Source organism: Arenibacter nanhaiticus (assembly GCF_900141935.1).
GTDB classification, from domain to species: domain Bacteria; phylum Bacteroidota; class Bacteroidia; order Flavobacteriales; family Flavobacteriaceae; genus Arenibacter; species Arenibacter nanhaiticus.
Genome location: NZ_FQYX01000017.1, coordinates 24,564 through 45,187, shown reverse-complemented (window position 1 = coordinate 45,187; position 20,624 = coordinate 24,564). Strand labels below are relative to the sequence as shown.

Genomic DNA, 20,624 nt, shown 5'->3' with positions numbered 1-20,624 from the left:
AAAACCTATGAAGAACATTTTTGATAGCGTATCATATAAATGTAGCAAGTTGGTTACGGAGCAATACAGCACCTCTTTTTCACTTGCCACCAAAATGTTACACACTTCTATTAGATACGACATTTATAATATTTATGGATTTGTTCGTTTTGCAGATGAAATTGTTGATAGTTTTCACAACTACAACAAGCCGTATTTATTCGACAAGTTTGAACAAGATCTTATGGAGGCCTTGGAACAAAAAATTAGCTTAAACCCAATTTTAAATTCGTTTCAACACACTTTTCATAAATATGATATTCCCCTTCATCTGGTACAATATTTTATGAAGAGTATGCGAATGGATTTAAAAAAGACCATTTACAGCACCCCTAAGGAATACCAGGATTACATTTATGGCTCGGCGGATGTTGTTGGCCTCATGTGCCTAAAAGTATTCGTAAGTGGCAATAGTTTACAATATGAGCATTTAAAGGTATCGGCTATGGCACTGGGATCTGCTTTTCAAAAAGTAAACTTTTTAAGGGACTTAAAAACGGACTTTGAGGAGTTGAATAGATCTTATTTTCCCAATACAAACTTAAAACAGTTGAACGAAGAGGATAAAATTCGTATTATTAATGAAATTAAGGCCGATTTTAAGCTAGGGTATTCTGGCATTACCCAATTACCCCCTCAAGCAAAGTTTGGAGTATACACGGCCTATAAGTACTATTATAAGTTGTTACAAAAACTACAAAGCACGCCACCGCAATTCATTAAAAACAGTCGCATACGAGTATCCAACCCACAAAAATTTCGCCTTTTGGCACAATCGTACCTCAATTACAAATTAAAACTAGTCTAGAATGAAAACTATTATTTGGATCCTTATATTTCTTGCTACTTTTTCCTTCATGGAATTTATGGCCTGGTTTACCCATAAATACATTATGCATGGATTTTTATGGAAATTACACAAAGACCACCATAAAAAAGACCACGATTCTTGGTTTGAGAGAAATGATGTCTTTTTTATCTTTTACGCCTTAGTGAGTATGGGATGTTTCTATGCCGGGGCCGAAACAATCTTTTGGTATGGTTGGCCGTTAGGCTTTGGTATAATGGCCTATGGTGCAGCGTATTTTATGGTACACGATATTTTTATCCACCAACGCTTTAAACTTTTTAGAAACGCCAATAACTGGTATGCAAAAGGCATTAGAAGGGCTCATAAAATGCATCATAAACATTTAGGCAAACAAGACGGAGAGTGTTTTGGAATGCTTTTCGTCCCCTTTAAATACTTCAAGAAATAGCATTGAACATTCATTAAGGAATTGCCCTTATTGGATCACTAATTGATCTAATAGCTTCCTAGTTTCATCACTGTTCCAATCGGCAGCACCCGTTTTGGCTACAATAATCTTTCCTGATTTATCCACGATATACGTAGCAGGTATACTTTTTGAAAACAGTGTGGTTGGGGTTGTAGAAGCCTCGAAATACACGGGTAGCTCATACCCGTTTTGGGTTAAAAACTGCTTTACCCTTTTCTCTTGGTCCTGCGCTACGAACACAAAGACCACCTTATCGCCATAGTCGTTGTACAATTGTTGCAAACTAGGCATTTCGGCGACACAAGGAGGACACCATGTTGCCCAAAAGTTTACCAGAATTACCTGTCCCTTTTGCGCTTCAAAATAAAAGGTACTATCCTGAAGATCGCGTAATTTCCAATCGTAATCCCCTATAGTTTGCTGTTCGCGTTCTGCAACGGGTGTAGGATTAAATGCTAAAAGCCTATTGATCTGTACTTTTATATGAAACCCGACAGGCGTAAATAGGAAAATCACCAAGGCCACTACCATCAGTAGGGTAACCAGCCGTTTTTTTTCTATTTTCTTCATATCCAGATCCTTATTGTTTTTCGACCGTCATACTTCGACTGCGCTAGTACAAGCATGTAATTCGCATAGCTGAATTGATAGTTGCGACCGGTTTTGGGTCTTGCTCATTTCATACATATGAAGGTATGGAATTTAGTCGTACCAAAAAACACAATACAAGCTTTCGTACGTCCTTCTGACAACAATATTCACCAGTCCATACTTATACATGAATAATCCTTTTTGAAAACCTATGCCCTAGCTAAATTTAAATATAGCCTACTTCTCTAGAAGAGAGTTTAGCAATTGGTACATCCTAGCGTTATCCCAATCGGCAACCCCTTCTTTTTGGATGACTATTTTGCCTTTCTTATCTATAAGGTAAGATCGCGGAGTATTACTTCCTGACAGCGGAGAACTGTCCCCAACAACGGAGTAAGTGACTGGAAAAGTAAAATTTCGTTCCTGCATAAATTTTTCCACGGGTTCTTTTTCTTCATTTGTAATAATATAGAAGTCGACTTTTCCCTTATAGGCATCGTACAGCTTTTGAACACTTTCGAGCTCGGCATGACTAGGCAGCTTCCATGTTCTCCAAAAATTCACAAATACCACTCGCCCTTCCGATTCTTTAAAGTTGAAAAAATCCCAATTCTCATCCTTCAACCTCCAGTTGTAATCGGCAATAGTTTCTCTATTGGCTTCTTTGGCAACTGTAGGGGAAAAGGAAAAAATCCTATTCAACATCACCTTACTATAATCGCCCAATGGCGTTACAAAAAAGGATAAAATCACCGCCATTATGGCTATATTTAAAACCGTCCTTCCCTTAACTCTCATGCTGTTTAACCTTTTGCCAAAACTAAAAAACTCCTGATAATAATCAGGAGTTTTTACTAAGTATTTAAAATCTAAATTAAGCGACGTTTTCTCTCTTGATAACGTTAAGGGCAGACCCTTCTTTAAACCACTCAATTTGCGATTGATTGTAAGTATGATTCAATTTAATCACGTCTTTACTACCATCTGCATGAACCAATTCTAGGGTCAATTGCTTATCCGGTGCAAATTCATTGATATCGATAAAGTTAAAGATATCGTCTTCCTGAATTAGATCGTAATCGTTTTCATTGGCAAAGGTAAGCCCCAACAACCCTTGTTTCTTAAGGTTTGTTTCATGGATACGTGCAAAAGATTTCACGATTACCACGGCAACTCCTAAATGTCTAGGTTGCATAGCCGCATGCTCACGAGAAGATCCTTCTCCATAGTTATGATCACCAACAACAACCGTTTTAATACCAGCCGCTTTATAAGCACGCTGTGCATCTGGTACACCTACGTACTCACCTGTCAATTGATTTTTTACAAAGTTGGTTTTCTTATTGAAGGCATTCACAGCTCCAATAAGGGTATTGTTCGCTATATTGTCCAAGTGTCCCCTAAAACGCAACCATGGTCCGGCCATTGAAATATGGTCGGTGGTACATTTTCCAAAAGCTTTAATCAACAATTTAGCGCCTTGTAAATTTTCTGGTTTAATTGGCACAAAAGGCTCCAATAACTGTAGACGTTCAGAGCTTGGATCTACCTTAACCACCACTGAAGAACCATCTTCATCTGGCGCTAAGTACCCAGCATCTTCTACTTCGAACCCTTTTGGAGGCAATTCTATCCCTCTTGGTTCATCCAATTTCACTTCTTCCCCATCTTCATTGATAAGGGTATCGTTCATCGGGTCAAAATCTAACCTTCCAGAGATCGCTATTGCGGCCACCATTTCCGGAGAACCTACAAAAGCATGGGTATTAGGATTTCCGTCCGCTCTTTTAGAGAAGTTACGGTTAAAGGAATGAACGATGGTATTTTTCTCGTCTCCTTTAAGATCGCTACGATCCCATTGTCCAATACATGGTCCACATGCATTTGTAAATATAGTAGCACCAAGGTTTTCGAAGATTTCCAAAAGACCATCGCGTTCTGCGGTAAATCTAATTTGCTCTGATCCTGGGTTAATCCCAAAATCGGACTTCGATTTTATCTTTTTATCAACGGCTTGTTGTGCGATAGAAGCTGCCCTGGTCAAATCTTCGTAAGAAGAGTTTGTACAAGACCCTATCAAGCCCCAATCTACTTTTAAAGGCCATCCGTTTGCCTTGGCTTTTTCACCCAATTCACCTACTGGAGTAGCTAAATCTGGCGTAAACGGACCGTTTAAATGCGGTCTAAGGGTATCTAGATCGATTTCAATAATTTCATCGAAATAGTTTTCTGGATTAGCATATACTTCAGGATCTGCCGTTAGGTAATCCTTTACTTCATTGGCAGCATCGGCAACATCGTTACGGTCTGTAGCACGTAAGTAACGCTCCATAGACTCGTCGTATCCAAAGGTAGAAGTAGTAGCTCCTACTTCGGCACCCATGTTACAAATGGTCCCTTTACCGGTACATGAAAGATTTTTGGCCCCTTCACCAAAATATTCAATAATAGCACCGGTTCCTCCTTTTACGGTAAGGATACCAGCTACTTTTAAAATTACGTCTTTGGCCGATGTCCACCCAGAAATACTCCCGGTTAATTTAACACCGATCAATTTTGGAAATTTCAACTCCCAAGCCATACCGGCCATCACGTCTACAGCATCTGCTCCACCTACTCCAATAGCAACCATCCCTAGGCCACCAGCGTTTACGGTATGAGAATCGGTACCGATCATCATCCCCCCTGGGAAGGCATAATTCTCTAGTACTACTTGGTGAATAATTCCAGCCCCTGGCTTCCAAAATCCGATTCCATATTTATTGGAAACCGATTCTAAAAAATTAAAAACTTCCGAACTTGTAGTATTGGCTACTTTTAAATCGGCTACAGCACCGGTTTTCGCTTGTATTAAGTGGTCACAATGCACAGTAGTAGGAACGGCCACTTTAGGCTTTCCTGCTTGCATAAATTGTAACAAAGCCATTTGAGCCGTAGCATCTTGACATGCAATTCGATCTGGTGCAAAATCTACATAGTCTTTTCCTCTTTTGTAGGCTGTGTTAGGATTTCCATCCCATAAATGAGAATATAAAATTTTCTCAGAGAGCGTAAGAGGCCTGCCAACAACTTCACGAGCTTTATCTACACGTGATGTCATATTAGCATACACCTTTCTAATCATATCAATATCGAATGCCATTATCTATTAAGTTTTTAAGTTAAAGTAATTTGTCAAAATTAAGAAAATACATTGCGGATTTAAAATTTTTAAAGTAAGATTCCGACAATTTTCCATAATTATAAAAAACACTGCTATCAAAAGCAGGTAAATGCAATAAAACAGCTGTTTTTATGTGCACTTCCCCTTGCTCCGTTCCAAGCAATGTTCTAATTTCCTACAAAAGTTTGTTTATTATATCTTCTTCAGAAATACCTTCGGCCTCCGCTTTATAATTTTTAATAATACGGTGCCTTAAAATACCATGCGCCACTGCTTTAACATCCTCTATATCGGGAGAGAATTTGCCATTTACGGCAGCAAAGGCTTTGGCTCCCAAAACCAAACTCTGGGATGCCCGTGGTCCTGCGCCCCAATCTATGTATTGCTTTACGTAATTTGATGCACCATTAACATTGGGTCTTGTACTATGTACTAATTTGACTGCATATTCGACCACCTTATCCGGTACGGGTATTCTGCGTACCAACTGTTGGATCCCTAAAATCTCCGCTGCACTAAAAAGCGGGTTAATTTGTGGTTTTTTATCTGAAGTGGTTGCCTTTACCACCATGATCTCTTCTTCAACCGAGGGATATTTTAATTCTATGGCGAACATAAAACGATCTAACTGCGCCTCGGGCAAGGGATAGGTACCTTCTTGCTCTATAGGATTTTGTGTTGCCAATACAAAATAAGGCATATCTAGTTTATAATGCTGTCCGGCGATCGTTACCGCCCTTTCCTGCATGGCTTCCAAGAGCGCTGCCTGTGTCTTAGGAGGGGTCCTGTTAATTTCGTCGGCCAAGATAATATTAGAAAATATAGGGCCCTTAATAAACTTAAACTCCCTATTCTGATCTAGTATTTCACTCCCTAGGATATCGCTCGGCATTAAATCTGGGGTAAACTGAATACGCTTAAACCCTAGTCCCAATGCCGAAGCTATAGTGTTTACCATTAACGTCTTGGCCAAACCTGGCACCCCGATCAGTAAGGAATGCCCTCCGGTAAAAATTGAAATCAACAGCTGGTCTACTACCTGCTCCTGACCAATTATAACCTTGGCAATCTCCTTTTTTAGGGCGTTGTTTTTTTCTACTAATTCCTTAATGGCCGCAACGTCTGACATGCAATTAATCCTTTAACCAATTATTTGCAAAATTGCAATCCTTATTGGCAGCATTAACGCTTACATAGGTATCTTGGATATGTTTGTCCATCCACTTTTTGATCGCTTTAAATTGTTTATCCCTTAAGGCCAATTCTTGGATTTTTATATAATCCTTGGCAAAATCGGCCACATGCTCATCGTACCTATTGGTAATCTTCATGATTTTGTATTTCGCCGCTCCTCCTCTAGGGTCGTTCTCCAAAATAGGACGAGAAATCTCATTGTCTTTTATATTCCTGACCTGGTTGTACAGGGCAGGCTCCATTTTAGTAAGCTCAAATCGAGAACTGTAATCGGAGGGGTTCCTCAACAATCCACCATCGTATTTCGTTTCTTTTTCATCAGAGAAATTTAATGCGGCCTCTGCAAAGGTAAATTCACCATCCAAAACCTTTTGGCGAATACTGTCTAATTCTTTCCTAACATCATCCATGGCTTTTTGAGAAACTTCAGGAGAAATAAGAATATGTCTTAAATCCAATTCTTGTCCTCTAACTTTCTCCACATAGATAATATGATACCCAAAAGGGGTTTCAAATGGATCTGAAATCTCACCCTCCCTAAGGCTAAAGGCTACATCTTTAAACTCCTTCACAAAAGGCGTTTGTCTTGTCATACTATAAAACCCGCCGTTAGATTTAGAACCTGGATCTTGAGAATACAGAATAGCCTTTACACTAAAACTCGCCCCATTATCTTCCACATCGGCTTTAATTTCATTTAGCTTATCGATCACTTTTTGTTTTTCCTCTTCTGAAGCTTTTGGCTCCTTTACAATTTGTGCAATCTCTAATTCTGCTCCAAAAACAGGTCTTTCATCTACTGGAATATTGTTAAAAAACTGACGTACTTCTTCAGGGGTAATTTCAATTTCGGAAACAATCTTGTTCTGCATCTTTTCAGAAAGCATTCGCAATTTGTTAATCTTGAACAGATCTTCCCTAAAACTAGCCTCGTCTTCTTTTTTGTAGTACTTCAGTACTTTTTCAATAGAGCCGATCTGAGAAACCAATTGTTGTATTTGCCTATCTCCTGTAGCGTTCACTTCGTCATCTGACACTAAAATACTGTCCTGCACGGCCTGATGGGCGTACAAACGGTCTTCCATTAGTTTTCCTAACAGCCCACAGCGCGTAATATCGGCCATAGAAGCACCTTGACTTTTTAGGTCGATCAAGGTTTTTTCAATATCGGATTCTAGAATTACATAATCGCCAACTACAGCAGCAATTCCGTCCAACTTAATTTTTTTAAACGCACTGACCGAATCGTTTTTTGTTACAACTGCCTCCGCTACATTCGCCTCTTGCACATCTACGGTGGTATCCGGATCGTTTTTAACTTCTTGGGCATTTAAGGTACCCATTAAAAATAAAAAGGAAAATCCCGTTTTAATTAACTTATTCATACACTTCAAATTCTTTTTCTTTAATAGCTTCATCTATAATTTCTGCTTCCAGCTTTTTCATAAATTCTAACTTCCGTCTACTCAAAAGCAATTGTTTAATGGTTGGTTCTACATACGATAATGGAGCGATTTGGTTAATTTCCAACACATCATTAATCTTTGCCAAATATACCCCTAAAGAGTCCTGTAATTCAAAAAATTGTGAGTTTTTTAAGTACAATCCCTGATTATCAGGCACTATCAATGGAATTTCTTCCATAACCCGTATAGCACTCACCCAAATTGAATCGTTTAAATTATACTTTTTAAATTGTATACTTATAGAATCTAGATATTTTTTATCTTCTTCCCTAAAACGCTTTAACTTACTTATTACCAGATCTTTATCCGAGTAATTCACTGGCAAAGCTACGAATCTTAACTTTACCAATTTTTCTTTGAGTTGAAAATTTTCCTTTTGTCGCTCATAAAAATCATTCAACTGTTCCTTACTTACCGATGTATCCTGAGACTGAAGTACCAATGCTTCCTTATAAGCCCCGGTATATAGGTCCGTACGATAGTTTGAAACCAATTGTTCAAAGATCTTCAATTTTTCTTCCGGCAAATTTATTTTCGCTTTGCTCAAGAGCAGCTGTTTACTGGCCCAGGTATTAATATAATTGGCCACATAGGTAGCACTATCGGCTTTTGACCTATTGTTTTCAAACAGGGATTCTATATCCTCTTTGTACAAATAAGCCTCTCCTACCCTAGCGATGGGTGTTTTGTCCTCATTATTCTTGAAAAAAGAACCACAAGACCCTAGAACCAACCCCAACAAGGCTACTAATAGCCATTTAGACGTTATTTTTAATTTTTTTCGGAAAAAATACATATAGCAAAATTAACAATTCAGCAATCCTGTGCAAGTTCACTTTTTTTAATAAAAAAAAATTATATTTAACAGAATATTTACGGCAAATAACGGTCATAAGCATTGCAAATTCGCCTATGATTGGTACTTTTATCGCATGAATGAAAGAAAAATAAAATTAATCTGGGATTTTAGGGGGCCTTCTGCCTTAAAAACGGCGGAACACCACCGCATTCATCTCGAGCAATACATCACCGCTGAAAAACTAGCCCTAAACATTACTGGATTTAAGGACCTAAGCGATATGCACTCCATCGCTTATCTCGTCGTTATGGAATCAGAAATGATTGCCGTCCGAGACGCCTTAAAACCACACCGAGGAGAAGTGTATTCTACTGAATAAATGTTTTTGACAAGGCATATGACCGCAAGGACTCTTTTCGCAGGCTTTTTATTAGCGTCATTCCTATTTTCATGTGCCGAGGATATCCCACAAAAAAACATTTTAGAAAGCGCTCTATCGACCACAGACCCAACTATTAAAAGGGTTATGGATAGCGTTTCGCATTACGACCTACAGATACGGTATACACGGATAACCAGATATAAGGACAGCGTTTCATTTAAGGATTACGATTTCCGAACAAATCAACAAGCCTACTTTTATCCAGGAAATACGGTTGGGCTGCTTACTGCAGTGCTGAGTTTGGAAAAACTTAACGAATTAGACAAGCTGGACTTGCATTCTCGTTTTTATATCGAAGGCGACACTCTAGAAACTACTTTTACCAATGAGATCACAAAAATTCTCACCCTTCATGACAACGAAGCCAATGACAGACTTTTTGAATTTTTAGGACAGGATAGGATTAACAACGCCCTAAGGAATAAAGAAATTTTTCCTGTATGTATTTCCCATAGATTGTCTCCGACAAATGCCTTTGAGCTTACAACAAAACCTATAATAGCCTACCTTAACGACAGCACTACCACGCCATTAGCCCCAAGCATAAACACCCCTCCCTTAGCTTTAAACCTCCCAAGGGCAAAGAGAGTGAAATCCCATAAGGAGGACGATTCATCAACAGAAGCACCTATTGATCTTAGTCTTCACAATTATTTCCCCCTCGAAGCCCAAAATCAGGTATTAAAAAGAATCTTTTTTCCCGATAATTTTCCAGCACACCAACAATTCAACCTTAGCACAGAACAATACCATTTTCTCCGGAAGGCCATGCAGGTCTTGGCAACCACAGAAAAAAGCCCTTCAGAGGTTGAACCCTTGAACTTTTTGTCCATGCAAACCAAAGAGGCCGACCTTAACAATATAGCGGTTTACCATAAAAGCAGCCATGACTACCATACTTTTACCGATTACACCTATATTAAAGACAGTACCAACAAAGTAGAATTTATGTTGAACGCTACTATTTTGGAGACTAAAAACCATATCCTTAATGATTCCTTTACACCCCATGATACTTTAAAAACACCTTTCCTCACCCAATTAGCAAGGGAGATTTACACTTTAGAAGTTAACCGAAACCAATAACTCTAAAACTCATGGCTTTTAAAGTCTTTTTTATTTTTTTTATAGGACCGCCATTATTTTTAACAACTACGGTAAGTTATTTTAATGATTAATTCTATGAAACCAGGGAAGCAATAGTCCATTTAATGGTACCATTATGCCATCATAGGATTAATAATTTACAATGGAGAACACCCTACCCAGAAATAAAGTACAAAGAAATCATAAAGTACATTTATATTTTTGCAAGGTAAATCCAATAATATGATATAAATTTATAGCTTAAAATAACATCAAAAAAACCTAAAAATGAAATTAAAAGCCTGCTGTCTAATACTAGTTTTAACGGTATTAAGTTGTACCGAAAAAAACAAAACATTCTCTGCATCAGAAATATCAATCTTACCAAAACCTGTTTCCCTTGTTTTAGCAGAGGGATCTTTTGCATTTAAAGACGGCTTAACTATAAGTACTACTTCTAAAGAGCAGCAAAATGCCAGCAATGACCTTAAGTCTTTTATAAATAAGGAGACTGGGTTTAATTTAGAATTAACCGAAAATTCGGGTTCTGTTAATTTTGAGAAAGCAGACAACTTAGCCCCGGAAGCTTACGAGTTAATTGCAACCCCAGAGAACATCACTATTAAGGCCAATGATGACGCAGGATATTTTTATGGCGTACAAACTTTAAAACAATTGTTTTCTAAAGAAGTTTCGGAAGAAACGAAGGAGCCTCAATATTTAGTGCCGTCGGTCACTATTAAGGATAATCCGCGATTTAAGTGGCGTGCTTATATGCTTGATGAGTCACGTTATTTCCAAGGAGAGGCGTTTGTAAAACAGATGCTAGATCAAATGGCTTTATTAAAAATGAATGTTTTTCATTGGCATTTGGTAGATGATGCAGGTTGGCGAATCGAAATTAAAAAATATCCGTTATTGACAGAAGTTGGCGCCTTTCGCACCGATTCTGAAATTGAAACTTGGAAAAGCGGGAAAACTTCAGGAGAACCTCACGGAGGGTTTTACACTCAAGAACAAATTAAAGATATCGTTGCCTACGCAGCTGAAAGAAATATTACCGTAGTTCCCGAAATTGAAATGCCTGGACATTCAAGTGCTGCCATAGCGGCTTATACCTGGTTAGGAACGGCGGGTGTAGATATAGATGTACCAGTGCAATTTGGACGATTATATGACAATTATGACGTTACCAAGCCCGAGGTGATTCAATTTATTAAAGATGTTTTGTTAGAGGTATTTGAATTGTTTCCTTCTGAAGTCATTCATATAGGAGGTGATGAAGTAGGGTATAAAGTATGGGAAGAAAGCAAACATGTCCAAAAGTATATGAAGGAGAATAATATTAACACTCCTGCCGATCTACAAATTCAATTTACCAATAACATTTCAAAATTTATTGAAGAGCACGGCCGTAGAATGATGGGGTGGAACGAAATTATGGGCAAAAACATTCATAAAGGCTTTGAAGAAAAGAAAGACGATAAGGAAGCCGAAACGGAATTGGCTAAAAACGTAGTAGTCCATTTCTGGAAAGGAGACCTGGCATTGGCGCAAGATGCTGCTAAAAAAGGCTATGGAATTGTCAATTCGCTACATAGCAACACCTATTTAGATTACAGCCATGAAAGTATCTCTTTAGAGAAAGCGTATAGTTTTGACCCTATTCCTGAAGGCTTGGAAGAACAATATCACGAAAACATTTATGGCTTAGGTTGCCAAATGTGGACTGAATGGACACCGACCAATTTAGACGTTGAAAGACAAACTTTCCCTAGAATTGCGGCCTACGCAGAGGTAGGTTGGACGCCTCTTGAAAACAAAGACTTTGAAAGTTTTAAAGTGGCTCTAAAAAAAATGCAGGAACATTGGAAGGCTTTAGGAATCAATTACTACGAAGACAAGGCAAAATTTGAAGCGGAATCACAGGTTCAATAGCAAACAACACTAGTGTTTGAAAAATATTTTTTAAAGCGGGATCTCCTAGAAGGATTTCCCGCTTTTTAGTATTTCATATTTTTCTACCTCAAAAAACTTTAGATATAAACAAAGGTGGACAATTCAGTGAACTCCTTTTTTAAAAACAATTTTTAAACCTCCTAAACCCTAAATATAGTATACGACCTACCATAAAAGAGGACACTGCTACCAAAGGTTCACCGATTTGACCTAGATAGTGGAACCTTATTAATATGGTAGAAATAGAATGTTAATCCCTATTGCTTTCGCCAACGAAAGAAGTATCTTTAGGATAGATGATGCTTTAGAAGTTACCCGAAACAAATAACACTGAAACTCATGGCTTTTGAATCGTTTACCAAAAAGATTTACATAAAAACAGCCCTTGAAAAACTGTATTGGTGCTGGGGCACGCCACAAGGCATTACTTCTTGGTTTTTGCGAGATGCCCGTTATACTGCTCAAGAAGGACAGACTGTTAGAGGAGCAAGCGATAAAATTGAAGCAGGCGATCATTACCGTTGGGAATGGCACAATTGGGACGGAGAAGAAACTGGTGAAGTGTTGCACGCCAATGGCAAAGATGCCATCGCATTTACTTTTGTCAATGTTTGCAGGCTTACCATTAGCATAGAAAAACAAGACGACTATGTTTTGCTGACATTGCATCAAGACCAAATCCCCACGGATGACAAAAGTAAACTTCACATCCATTATGGATGTAGCAACGGGTGGACCTTTTGGCTGACCAATTTAAAGGCTTACCTAGAACACGGAATACTCCTTAATGAAACAACTATAAACCTTAGAAACGTCCCCATGGCCGAACTTGAATTTGTCAACATCTAAGCCGTTTTTTCTTTTTTCCCTTAGGCGCTATCAATAGAATTTGACCCTTCCTAGTATTACAATCTCCTCCTTTGCAAACATCCCACTATTGGTTGCCACCAAAAATCGATCTAAAAAAAATAGGAAGAAACTAGCCCAAGCCTCAATTTTATTGAGATTTCTCCAACCACCCCTATAAACCTCTGACTTCCAAAGTATTAAATAAAACGTTATTTTATTTACGACCGTGTCAAACTCTGAGTTTTTTTGCTAGTTTTGCCGAATTTATAGAGATGTTTACAAAACCTCAGATTGCCTTGTTAATTGGGATTTTATGCATTGCCATTTTCCCTATTTTAGTAAAGCTAAACTACACCCCTGGTGTTATATCGGCATTTTATAGAATGGCCATAGCCTTGGCTGTGCTACTACCCTATGCCATCATCAAGAAAAAAATTAAAATACCGTCTACAAAGATTTTATTGTTAACTCTTTTGTGCGGAGCTCTCTTTGGTTCTGACGTTGCTGTATGGAATATTGCCATTCAGGAATCTACAGCCACCCAAGCCTCATTACTGACCAATTTATCGCCTATTTGGGTAGGGATCGCAACTTTCCTTTTTTTAAGCCCAAAGCCTTCCAGAAATTTCTGGATAGGAACGATGATAGCTCTATTCGGTATGATTACCCTTGTTGGGTTTCGCTTTTTTCTGGACCTATCTTTCGATATCGGTTTTTATTTTGGAATCTTATCGGGGGTATTTTACTCGGCATACCTACTCTTAAGCAAGCACTTACTAGGCAGTACCGATGTGGTGTCCTTTCTAACGCTAAGCCTTTTGGGATCGTCCATATTTTTAGCGGGACTTTCTTGGTACATAGGCGAGCCCTTCAGCGGTTTTTCAAATATAGGCTGGGGCGTATTAATCGTACAAGGCTTAGTTTGTCAATTATTAGCCTGGGTACTTCTCAGTTATGCCACGAAACATATGCGTGCCACCAGAGTATCGCTAAGCCTATTAGGCCAAGCATTCCTAGCCGCACTATTCGCTTGGATATTCTTAAATGAGGAAATCACCTTACAAATGGTCATTGGCGGAATCATTCTACTGTCTGGCATCAGGGTTACCTTTATAGATAGACCCATTCGTTTATTCCCAAAAAAACAGATTAAAACAAGCCTCTAATTACTCATCATTATCCCAAGGAGTTGCATCTGTATAAAAGGTATTACTCGTACTATTCTTTCCCAGTGACCGACTTGCTATATGTTTGTACAATGTCGTGATGACAGCTATTAGGCGCTAATTTTTCACATTATTTGCATTTTAGTCTGGGCGTTCCCTCCTTCGTCGGTCGGGCTCTTCGCTGTATCCCTTGCCTTGCTGCGGGGATGCCGCTACGATCCCTAACGCAAAAAAAACAGCAATCTTAGGGTACAAATAATACGGTTAGATGATTTAAAGTTCTGAAAACAGCTTGCTGTAGCAATGGTTCCATCTAGGAATATAGCCGCTCAGGGACATGCCCATTGGCGGTGCTGATGATATTTTTTGGAGCAAATATCCACTTCATCGGAGGCATTTTTTTATGGCAATGAAAAGCCGCATTCTTAAGGAGCACTCATAAAACAGGCCATTCTCGCTTTCCCTTCTGTCCCAGCAATCACTTCTGGGGTTTTAGGCCTTAACACAAGCTAGAAGAATCTCAAAGACCTTAGCATACACAACAAAAAGGAAGTAAACAAAAAATGCCGAATAGTGGCGGTAGGCATACCGCCGCTATTCGGCATTATAATTTGATGATTGTTATTTAAACCGGTTCTCCGTACAAATCAAAATCGGCTGCCTCGGTAATCTTTATATCTACAAACTCCCCTTGTTTTACGTAGTGCTGTGCTGCATCTATCAACACCTCATTATCTACATCTGGAGAGTCAAATTCCGTACGTCCTACAAAATAGTTTCCTTCCTTACGATCGATAATACACCTAAAGACCTGCCCAACTTTTTGCTGGTTCAATTCCCAAGAAATTTGCGATTGAATTTCCATGATCTCATTGGCCCGTTCTTGCTTCACCTCTTCCGGAACATTATCTTCTAAGTTATACGCATGGGTATTTTCTTCGTGGCTATAGGTAAAACATCCTAAACGTTCAAAACGCATATCTTCTACCCATTGTTTCAGCACCTGAAAATCTTCTTCGGTTTCACCAGGATACCCCACGATTAAAGTGGTCCTAATAGTCATGCCAGGTACGGCCTCTCTAAATTCCTTCAACAATTTAGTGGTTTTTTCCTGAGTTGTTCCACGGCGCATACTTTTAAGAATGGCGTCCGAAATATGCTGTAATGGAATATCGATATAGTTACATATTTTAGGCTCTTGGTTCATTACCTCGAGCACATCCATAGGAAACCCAGCAGGGAATGCGTAGTGCAATCTAATCCACTCAATCCCTTCAACCTTTACCAACTCTTTTAAAAGTTCGGCCAAATTTCTTTTCTTATACAGATCCAATCCGTAATAAGTAAGATCTTGAGCAATCAATATAAGCTCTTTTACCCCCTTAGCGGCTAATTTATTAGCCTCTATTACCAACTCTTCTATAGGAGTACTTTTATGCTTCCCTCTCATTAATGGGATAGCACAAAAGGAACAAGGTCTGTCGCAACCTTCCGCTATTTTTAAATAGGCATAGTTCTTTGGAGTTGTAGTTAAACGCTCCCCAATAAGCTCATGCTTATAATCTGCCCCTAGTGCTTTTAATAAGTTTGGTAGTTCGCTAGTCCCAAAATACTCATCTACATTCGGAATTTCCTTCTGTAAATCGGGTTTATAACGTTCACTTAAACAACCGGTAACAAAAACCTTATCTATTTCCCCAGCTTCCTTCTTCTGAACATAATCTAAAATAGTATTTACACTCTCTTCCTTGGCATTGGCTATAAACCCACAGGTATTGATGACAACGACATTCCCCTCCTCTTCATGAGCAACATCTTTACCATTGGCCTTTAACTGCCCCATGATAACCTCTGAATCGTATAAATTCTTGGAACACCCCAAGGTTACCATATTAATCTTATTCTTTTTAAGTGTCTTTGTACGCATATTTATTTAAATAATATGCAAAAATACAACTTGCAAAATGATTGTTGTTCGTTTATAGCTTTTTTTATGAATTCTTAGCCAAACTATTACACCTTAAAGACCTCAAACCGATCATATCCAGAAAGTATTGGAGATACAACACCGCACATTATACGAACCCCTGATAAAAATTTAACCAATTCCCTAACAAACGCTACCCTCGGTTAAAAAATTCATCCTTAAACCTTTAGGTCAATTATTCCCTTCCTAAGATTCCCAGCGCGTGTTATACCGTCAGAAATAGAAACTAAGCAGCAGGAATAATAACCTTTATAAAACCTAGAGACACCTTTAACACTAATAGACCGTAAAAAATAATTCGACAATTAAAAAAAAACAGCAGTAACCTATCCCGGCACCAATGGTTATCACCAGAAGAAAAAGGTTCCTTGGACCTGTTTTTGACAAGCATCGTTATTACAATAAGAGTATAAGAAAAGAAGCAGTGCGTTGTTAACCGTGGAGTTGCGTTAGGGATCGCAGCGGCATCCCCGCAGCAAGGCAAGGGATATAGCGAAGAGCCCGACCGACGAAGGAGGGAACGCCCTAAGCATCCTATAAAATCATTAAAAACAAGAAATTCCCTCTATGGGGAAAATAATGTTCTTGCGCTATTGAATTTGATAGCCATCTATTTTGGACAGCTATCAAAATGACAATAGATATTTTTTAAGCTTTGTTACTAAAAAAGGAATCTACAAACTCCATTTTATTGAACACTTGTAAGTCTTCGATACCTTCTCCGACCCCAATATATTTTACCGGGATTTGAAACTCATCAGAGATACCGATAACCACCCCTCCTTTAGCCGTACCGTCCAATTTAGTAACCGCCAGGGAAGTAACTTCCGTTGCCTTGGTAAACTGCTTGGCCTGCTCAAAGGCATTTTGACCGGTAGAACCATCCAAGACCAATAAAACATCGTGCGGGGTATCGGCTACCACCTTTTGCATCACGCGTTTCACCTTGGTGAGCTCATTCATCAAATTCACCTTATTGTGCAATCTTCCGGCGGTGTCAATAATAACCACATCGGCGTTTTGCGAAACGGCAGAACTTAAGGTATCGAATGCCACCGAAGCGGGATCACTCCCCATTTCCTGGCGTACAATGGGTACATCGACCCGATCTGCCCATACTTGCAACTGATCTATGGCTGCTGCCCTAAAGGTATCTGCGGCACCGAGAACCACTTTAAGGCCTTTCTTTTTGAATTGATAGGCCAGCTTCCCGATGGTAGTAGTTTTCCCCACACCGTTTACCCCAACAACCATAATGACGTATGGTTTCTTGTCTTTTGGAATACTGTAATCGGTTTCGTCTCCAGAATTGGTTTCGGACAACAATCCTGCTATTTCTTCTCTTAGAATCAAATTCAGCTCCTGCACCCCGAGGTATTTGTCCCGGTTCACCCTTGCCTCTATTCTCTCTATGATCTTCAAGGTAGTATTTACGCCTACGTCTGACGACACAAGGACCTCTTCTAAACTATCTAAAACTTCGTCGTCTACTTTAGACTTTCCAACAACGGCTTTACCAAGTTTTGAAAAAAAACTGGTTTTAGTCTTTTCTAGACCCTTGTCTAAAGACTCTTTTTTCTGGGTAGAAAATATTTTCTTAAATAAACTCATTTCTGTAGAACATTCTTTTCCTCAAAGATATGAAAATAAAAAAGCCACCTTCCAAAGAAAGCAGCTTTATAACCTATAATAAACAGATTATTATTTCTTACCTAACCAATCGTTCACCAATTCCGGCGCCATTACTGACTCCGCAAATGAATAAGCACCAGTTTTAGGTGACTTTACCATCTTAATGGCTTTAGTCAATCTTTTTGAACTTGTTTGTAAACTCGCTACCGTTTTCTTTGCCATGACGTTTTATTTTATTTCTTTATGAACTGTCATTCTCTTCAAGATAGGGTTGAATTTTTTAATTTCCATCCTATCTGGAGTGTTCTTTTTGTTCTTAGTGGTTATGTACCTAGAAGTACCTGGCTTGCCAGACTCTTTATGCTCTGTACACTCCAAAATAACCTGAATTCTGTTACCTTTCTTTGCCATCTTAATTTTCGTATTTCAGGATTACTTAATCAACCCTTTTCCCTTTGCTTCCTTCAAAACAGCGGAAATTCCTTTTTTATTTATACTCTTTAAAGCCTTTGCAGACACCTTTAAGGTGATCCAACGATCTTCTTCTGGAATATAGAAACGTTTTTTGGAAAGATTTACATCAAATCTTCTTCTGGTCTTATTAATCGAGAAGGACACATTGTTCCCAAACATGGCTCTCTTTCCAGTAACATCACAAACTTTTGACATTTCGCTACTTTTATTTTGTTTTAAACAGGTTGCAAATTTAAGCTAATTTTATCGTTCAGGCAAAATTCTTGACTAGAATTTTAAAATTTCTTTTTGAAGCATTTCAAACGCCTTATTTACAGACTTTTGCACAATGCGTTCTCGATGGCTTCCCATCATATATTTTTCGACGACCACACCTTTTGGTGAAGCCACGGCTATAAACACGGTTCCAATGTCCGCATCGGAATCTCCTTTTGAAGGTCCTGCGTTTCCAGTTGTAGCGATGGCAAAATCTGTTTTCAACAGAGTTTTTAAATTCTCTGCCATGGCAGCAGCCACCTCCGCACTGACCACGGAACACTTATCTATAATCGTCTCAGGCACTTTAAGCACTTCTATCTTGGTTTGGGTCGCATAACTCACCACACTTCCCTTAAAGTAAGCCGAAGCACCGGGAAGGGCTGTAATTTGTTCTGCAATTTTCCCTCCGGTAAAACTCTCTGCCGTCCCCAAGGTCATTTTCCTTTTCTTCAGTAATTGCGCTACGACCTCCTCTATAGACTCATCTCCTTCTTCGCCATACACTAGGTCGCCCAAGAGCGATTTAAGTCGCTCTACCTCATCATTCATTTGAAGGAACAGCGTTTCCCGATCGAGCCCTTTGGCAGAAAGACGCAATCTTACCGACCCCAAGCTAGGCAAATAGGCCAATTTTATAAAAGAAGGGAGATTGGTCTCCAGCGGTTCTATCTTTTCGGCGATGGCACTCTCTCCCATTCCATAGGTTACTATGGTTTTATGAAAAATAAAGGGACGCCTAAATTCCTCAATAATTCTTGGAATAACTTGTGTCTTTATTAAATTTTTCATCTCGAAAGGAACCCCGGGCAGAGATATCACCACCTTCCCCTTATCACCGATCCACATTCCGGGAGCAGTACCGTATTCGTTGTGCAGCACTTTCGCCTTAGAAGGCACCCAAGCCTGCATTCTATTAACATCGGATATCGGTGTAGTGATGTGTTTTTTAAAAATACCTTCTACATGAGCCAGCACCTCCTTGTTTTCGACCAAGGTATCCTTAAAGTACTCGCATAAGGTATGTTTGGTAATATCGTCCTTTGTAGGCCCCAGCCCTCCGGTAATTATAATAATATCTGCTCTGGACTCGGCCTCTTTCAAGGCTTGCAGGATATGCATCTTATCGTCTTGCACCGAACTTATCTGATAGACAGATACCCCGATTTTGTTGAGTTCGGATGCTATAAAAGCAGAATTTGTATCTACGATTTGACCGATGAGAATTTCATCGCCAATAGTTATTATTTCTGAAAACATTAAAAGCTAAAATCGTTTTTTAATTCAGAGACCACCTGATTGATATCCTCTTTCAGCAAGGGCACCAAACGTGTTATCTCTGCTTCTTCGGATTTGCCTTTTTTTCCAAGAGTTTCAATGTTTAAGGCGATTTTCCGGGTATCCTCCATCCCTAACAAATCCACATTCGGTTTTATTTTATGAGCCAGTTTATATACACTCTCAAAATTTTTCTGCCTCAAGGCAACTTCCAACTCCGCCAAATCTTGAGGCACCTCTTCCAAGAAAACTCCCACTACGGCCATGATAAAATCATTGTCACCCTCGGCTAGTTCGTTAATTTTGTCTAGATTATAAATCATTTATTTTATGTTTAGTGAGAATACCTCTTCATTTTCGAGGGTTCCCGAAAGATAATCATTTGCACTTATTCTACCAACCCCTGCTGGCGTCCCTGTAAAGATCACATCTCCTTTTTTCAGCATAAAAAACTGGGACACATACGCAATCAGTTCATCAATAGACCATAACATAAGGCCGGTATTCCCCTGCTGAACGACCTCTTCATTTTTTAGCAGCTGAAAATTTATATCGTTTAGGTCTTTAAAATTAGATTTCGGCAACCATTTTCCAATAACGGCAGCCCCATCAAATCCCTTCGCTTTTTCCCAGGGCAACCCCTTTTCTTTTAGCTGTGCCTGTAGATCTCTGGCCGTAAAATCTATCCCCAACCCTATCTCATCGTAATAAGTATGGGCAAATTTAACATCAATATGCTTGCCGACTTTTTTAATTTTCACCAATACTTCTACTTCGTAATGCACCTCATTAGAAAATTCCGGAATGTAAAAATCCTGTTCTTTAGGCAACACGGCAGAATCGGGCTTTATAAATACCACCGGATCATTTGGCCTTTCATTGTTTAACTCCTTAATATGATCCACATAATTGCGGCCGATACAGATTATTTTCATTTCAATATATTATATCTCAAGGATTATTA

21 protein-coding genes are annotated in these 20,624 nt (G+C 39.0%); 7 read left to right on the top strand and 14 right to left on the bottom strand.

Features of this window, described 5'->3' with window-relative positions; all coding sequences use genetic code 11:
- Positions 1-7: 7 nt before the first annotated feature.
- Positions 8-847, top strand: a complete 840-nt coding sequence (locus BUA16_RS11210; RefSeq protein WP_072764843.1) for a phytoene/squalene synthase family protein — start codon at positions 8-10, stop codon at positions 845-847.
- Position 848: 1 nt separating this feature from the next.
- Entirely contained in the window at positions 849-1,298 is a 450-nt protein-coding gene (locus BUA16_RS11205; RefSeq protein WP_072764842.1) for a sterol desaturase family protein, read from the top strand.
- Positions 1,299-1,325: 27 nt separating this feature from the next.
- On the opposite strand, the gene BUA16_RS11200 is transcribed toward BUA16_RS11205, so the two are convergent.
- The 6 genes from BUA16_RS11200 to BUA16_RS11175 all read right to left on the bottom strand — a co-directional run bounded on the left by BUA16_RS11200 (position 1,326) and on the right by BUA16_RS11175 (position 8,529).
- Positions 1,326-1,889 carry a TlpA family protein disulfide reductase gene (locus BUA16_RS11200; protein WP_072764841.1) on the bottom strand — a complete coding sequence of 188 codons (564 nt, stop codon included), beginning with the start codon at positions 1,887-1,889 and terminating at the stop codon, positions 1,326-1,328.
- A 258-nt stretch (positions 1,890-2,147) separates the two neighbouring features.
- Positions 2,148-2,708: a TlpA family protein disulfide reductase gene (locus BUA16_RS11195; protein WP_072764840.1), complete on the bottom strand. Its 561-nt coding sequence runs from the start codon at positions 2,706-2,708 to the stop codon at positions 2,148-2,150.
- Positions 2,709-2,784: 76 nt separating this feature from the next.
- Positions 2,785-5,052, bottom strand: coding sequence for an aconitate hydratase (locus tag BUA16_RS11190; RefSeq protein ID WP_072764839.1), 2,268 nt, complete (start codon positions 5,050-5,052; stop codon positions 2,785-2,787).
- A 196-nt stretch (positions 5,053-5,248) separates the two neighbouring features.
- A complete protein-coding gene (locus BUA16_RS11185) occupies positions 5,249-6,202 on the bottom strand; it encodes an AAA family ATPase (protein ID WP_072764838.1) in 954 nt (317 codons plus the stop codon).
- A gap of 4 nt (positions 6,203-6,206) precedes the next feature.
- On the bottom strand, positions 6,207-7,652 hold the full coding sequence (locus BUA16_RS11180; protein ID WP_072764874.1) for a peptidylprolyl isomerase: 1,446 nt from the start codon (positions 7,650-7,652) through the stop codon (positions 6,207-6,209).
- Positions 7,645-8,529, bottom strand: a complete 885-nt coding sequence (locus tag BUA16_RS11175; RefSeq protein WP_072764837.1) for a peptidylprolyl isomerase — start codon at positions 8,527-8,529, stop codon at positions 7,645-7,647. The genes BUA16_RS11180 and BUA16_RS11175 overlap by 8 nt, the downstream gene beginning before the upstream one ends.
- A 136-nt stretch (positions 8,530-8,665) precedes the next feature.
- On the opposite strand from BUA16_RS11175, the gene BUA16_RS11170 reads away from it, so the two are divergent.
- From BUA16_RS11170 to BUA16_RS11150, 5 genes are all read left to right on the top strand, one after another.
- A complete protein-coding gene (locus BUA16_RS11170; protein WP_072764836.1) occupies positions 8,666-8,911 on the top strand; it encodes a hypothetical protein in 246 nt (81 codons plus the stop codon).
- Positions 8,912-8,929: 18 nt separating this feature from the next.
- Positions 8,930-10,060: a hypothetical protein gene (locus tag BUA16_RS11165; protein ID WP_072764835.1), complete on the top strand. Its 1,131-nt coding sequence runs from the start codon at positions 8,930-8,932 to the stop codon at positions 10,058-10,060.
- A gap of 288 nt (positions 10,061-10,348) precedes the next feature.
- Positions 10,349-11,998 carry a beta-N-acetylhexosaminidase gene (locus BUA16_RS11160; protein ID WP_072764834.1) on the top strand — a complete coding sequence of 550 codons (1,650 nt, stop codon included), beginning with the start codon at positions 10,349-10,351 and terminating at the stop codon, positions 11,996-11,998.
- Between the two features lie 360 nt (positions 11,999-12,358).
- Complete coding sequence (locus tag BUA16_RS11155) at positions 12,359-12,868, top strand: SRPBCC family protein (RefSeq protein ID WP_072764833.1); 510 nt, start codon at positions 12,359-12,361, stop codon at positions 12,866-12,868.
- Positions 12,869-13,140: 272 nt separating this feature from the next.
- Positions 13,141-14,034, top strand: coding sequence for a DMT family transporter (locus BUA16_RS11150; RefSeq protein WP_072764832.1), 894 nt, complete (start codon positions 13,141-13,143; stop codon positions 14,032-14,034).
- A 625-nt stretch (positions 14,035-14,659) separates the two neighbouring features.
- On the opposite strand, the gene rimO is transcribed toward BUA16_RS11150, so the two are convergent.
- The 8 genes from rimO to BUA16_RS11110 form a co-directional block, all read right to left on the bottom strand.
- Complete coding sequence (gene rimO, locus BUA16_RS11145; RefSeq protein WP_072764831.1) at positions 14,660-15,961, bottom strand: 30S ribosomal protein S12 methylthiotransferase RimO; 1,302 nt, start codon at positions 15,959-15,961, stop codon at positions 14,660-14,662.
- 708 nt (positions 15,962-16,669) lie between these two features.
- Entirely contained in the window at positions 16,670-17,632 is a 963-nt protein-coding gene (ftsY, locus tag BUA16_RS11140) for a signal recognition particle-docking protein FtsY (RefSeq protein WP_072764830.1), read from the bottom strand.
- A gap of 90 nt (positions 17,633-17,722) precedes the next feature.
- Entirely contained in the window at positions 17,723-17,875 is a 153-nt protein-coding gene (locus BUA16_RS11135; RefSeq protein WP_072764829.1) for a DUF4295 domain-containing protein, read from the bottom strand.
- Between the two features lie 6 nt (positions 17,876-17,881).
- Positions 17,882-18,064, bottom strand: coding sequence for a 50S ribosomal protein L33 (gene rpmG, locus BUA16_RS11130; protein WP_072764828.1), 183 nt, complete (start codon positions 18,062-18,064; stop codon positions 17,882-17,884).
- A 21-nt stretch (positions 18,065-18,085) separates the two neighbouring features.
- A complete protein-coding gene (rpmB, locus tag BUA16_RS11125; RefSeq protein ID WP_072764827.1) occupies positions 18,086-18,322 on the bottom strand; it encodes a 50S ribosomal protein L28 in 237 nt (78 codons plus the stop codon).
- Positions 18,323-18,394: 72 nt separating this feature from the next.
- Positions 18,395-19,642: a competence/damage-inducible protein A gene (locus BUA16_RS11120; protein WP_072764826.1), complete on the bottom strand. Its 1,248-nt coding sequence runs from the start codon at positions 19,640-19,642 to the stop codon at positions 18,395-18,397.
- Complete coding sequence (locus BUA16_RS11115) at positions 19,642-19,983, bottom strand: Hpt domain-containing protein (protein WP_072764825.1); 342 nt, start codon at positions 19,981-19,983, stop codon at positions 19,642-19,644. Before BUA16_RS11115 ends, BUA16_RS11120 begins: the two co-directional genes overlap by 1 nt.
- Complete coding sequence (locus BUA16_RS11110; RefSeq protein WP_072764824.1) at positions 19,984-20,595, bottom strand: fumarylacetoacetate hydrolase family protein; 612 nt, start codon at positions 20,593-20,595, stop codon at positions 19,984-19,986. It lies immediately after the preceding gene.
- Positions 20,596-20,624: the final 29 nt, after the last annotated feature.

What these genes read in the sequence shown, in the direction of transcription:
- BUA16_RS11210 (WP_072764843.1), top strand. Translation starts at nt 8, where the DNA reads ATGAAGAACATTTTTGATAGCGTATCATATAAATGTAGCAAGTTGGTT.
- BUA16_RS11205 (WP_072764842.1), top strand. Translation starts at nt 849, where the DNA reads ATGAAAACTATTATTTGGATCCTTATATTTCTTGCTACTTTTTCCTTC.
- BUA16_RS11200 (WP_072764841.1), bottom strand. Translation starts at nt 1,889, where the DNA reads ATGAAGAAAATAGAAAAAAAACGGCTGGTTACCCTACTGATGGTAGTG.
- BUA16_RS11195 (WP_072764840.1), bottom strand. Translation starts at nt 2,708, where the DNA reads ATGAGAGTTAAGGGAAGGACGGTTTTAAATATAGCCATAATGGCGGTG.
- BUA16_RS11190 (WP_072764839.1), bottom strand. Translation starts at nt 5,052, where the DNA reads ATGGCATTCGATATTGATATGATTAGAAAGGTGTATGCTAATATGACA.
- BUA16_RS11185 (WP_072764838.1), bottom strand. Translation starts at nt 6,202, where the DNA reads ATGTCAGACGTTGCGGCCATTAAGGAATTAGTAGAAAAAAACAACGCC.
- BUA16_RS11180 (WP_072764874.1), bottom strand. Translation starts at nt 7,652, where the DNA reads ATGAATAAGTTAATTAAAACGGGATTTTCCTTTTTATTTTTAATGGGT.
- BUA16_RS11175 (WP_072764837.1), bottom strand. Translation starts at nt 8,529, where the DNA reads ATGTATTTTTTCCGAAAAAAATTAAAAATAACGTCTAAATGGCTATTA.
- BUA16_RS11170 (WP_072764836.1), top strand. Translation starts at nt 8,666, where the DNA reads ATGAATGAAAGAAAAATAAAATTAATCTGGGATTTTAGGGGGCCTTCT.
- BUA16_RS11165 (WP_072764835.1), top strand. Translation starts at nt 8,930, where the DNA reads ATGACCGCAAGGACTCTTTTCGCAGGCTTTTTATTAGCGTCATTCCTA.
- BUA16_RS11160 (WP_072764834.1), top strand. Translation starts at nt 10,349, where the DNA reads ATGAAATTAAAAGCCTGCTGTCTAATACTAGTTTTAACGGTATTAAGT.
- BUA16_RS11155 (WP_072764833.1), top strand. Translation starts at nt 12,359, where the DNA reads ATGGCTTTTGAATCGTTTACCAAAAAGATTTACATAAAAACAGCCCTT.
- BUA16_RS11150 (WP_072764832.1), top strand. Translation starts at nt 13,141, where the DNA reads ATGTTTACAAAACCTCAGATTGCCTTGTTAATTGGGATTTTATGCATT.
- rimO (WP_072764831.1), bottom strand. Translation starts at nt 15,961, where the DNA reads ATGCGTACAAAGACACTTAAAAAGAATAAGATTAATATGGTAACCTTG.
- ftsY (WP_072764830.1), bottom strand. Translation starts at nt 17,632, where the DNA reads ATGAGTTTATTTAAGAAAATATTTTCTACCCAGAAAAAAGAGTCTTTA.
- BUA16_RS11135 (WP_072764829.1), bottom strand. Translation starts at nt 17,875, where the DNA reads ATGGCAAAGAAAACGGTAGCGAGTTTACAAACAAGTTCAAAAAGATTG.
- rpmG (WP_072764828.1), bottom strand. Translation starts at nt 18,064, where the DNA reads ATGGCAAAGAAAGGTAACAGAATTCAGGTTATTTTGGAGTGTACAGAG.
- rpmB (WP_072764827.1), bottom strand. Translation starts at nt 18,322, where the DNA reads ATGTCAAAAGTTTGTGATGTTACTGGAAAGAGAGCCATGTTTGGGAAC.
- BUA16_RS11120 (WP_072764826.1), bottom strand. Translation starts at nt 19,642, where the DNA reads ATGTTTTCAGAAATAATAACTATTGGCGATGAAATTCTCATCGGTCAA.
- BUA16_RS11115 (WP_072764825.1), bottom strand. Translation starts at nt 19,983, where the DNA reads ATGATTTATAATCTAGACAAAATTAACGAACTAGCCGAGGGTGACAAT.
- BUA16_RS11110 (WP_072764824.1), bottom strand. Translation starts at nt 20,595, where the DNA reads ATGAAAATAATCTGTATCGGCCGCAATTATGTGGATCATATTAAGGAG.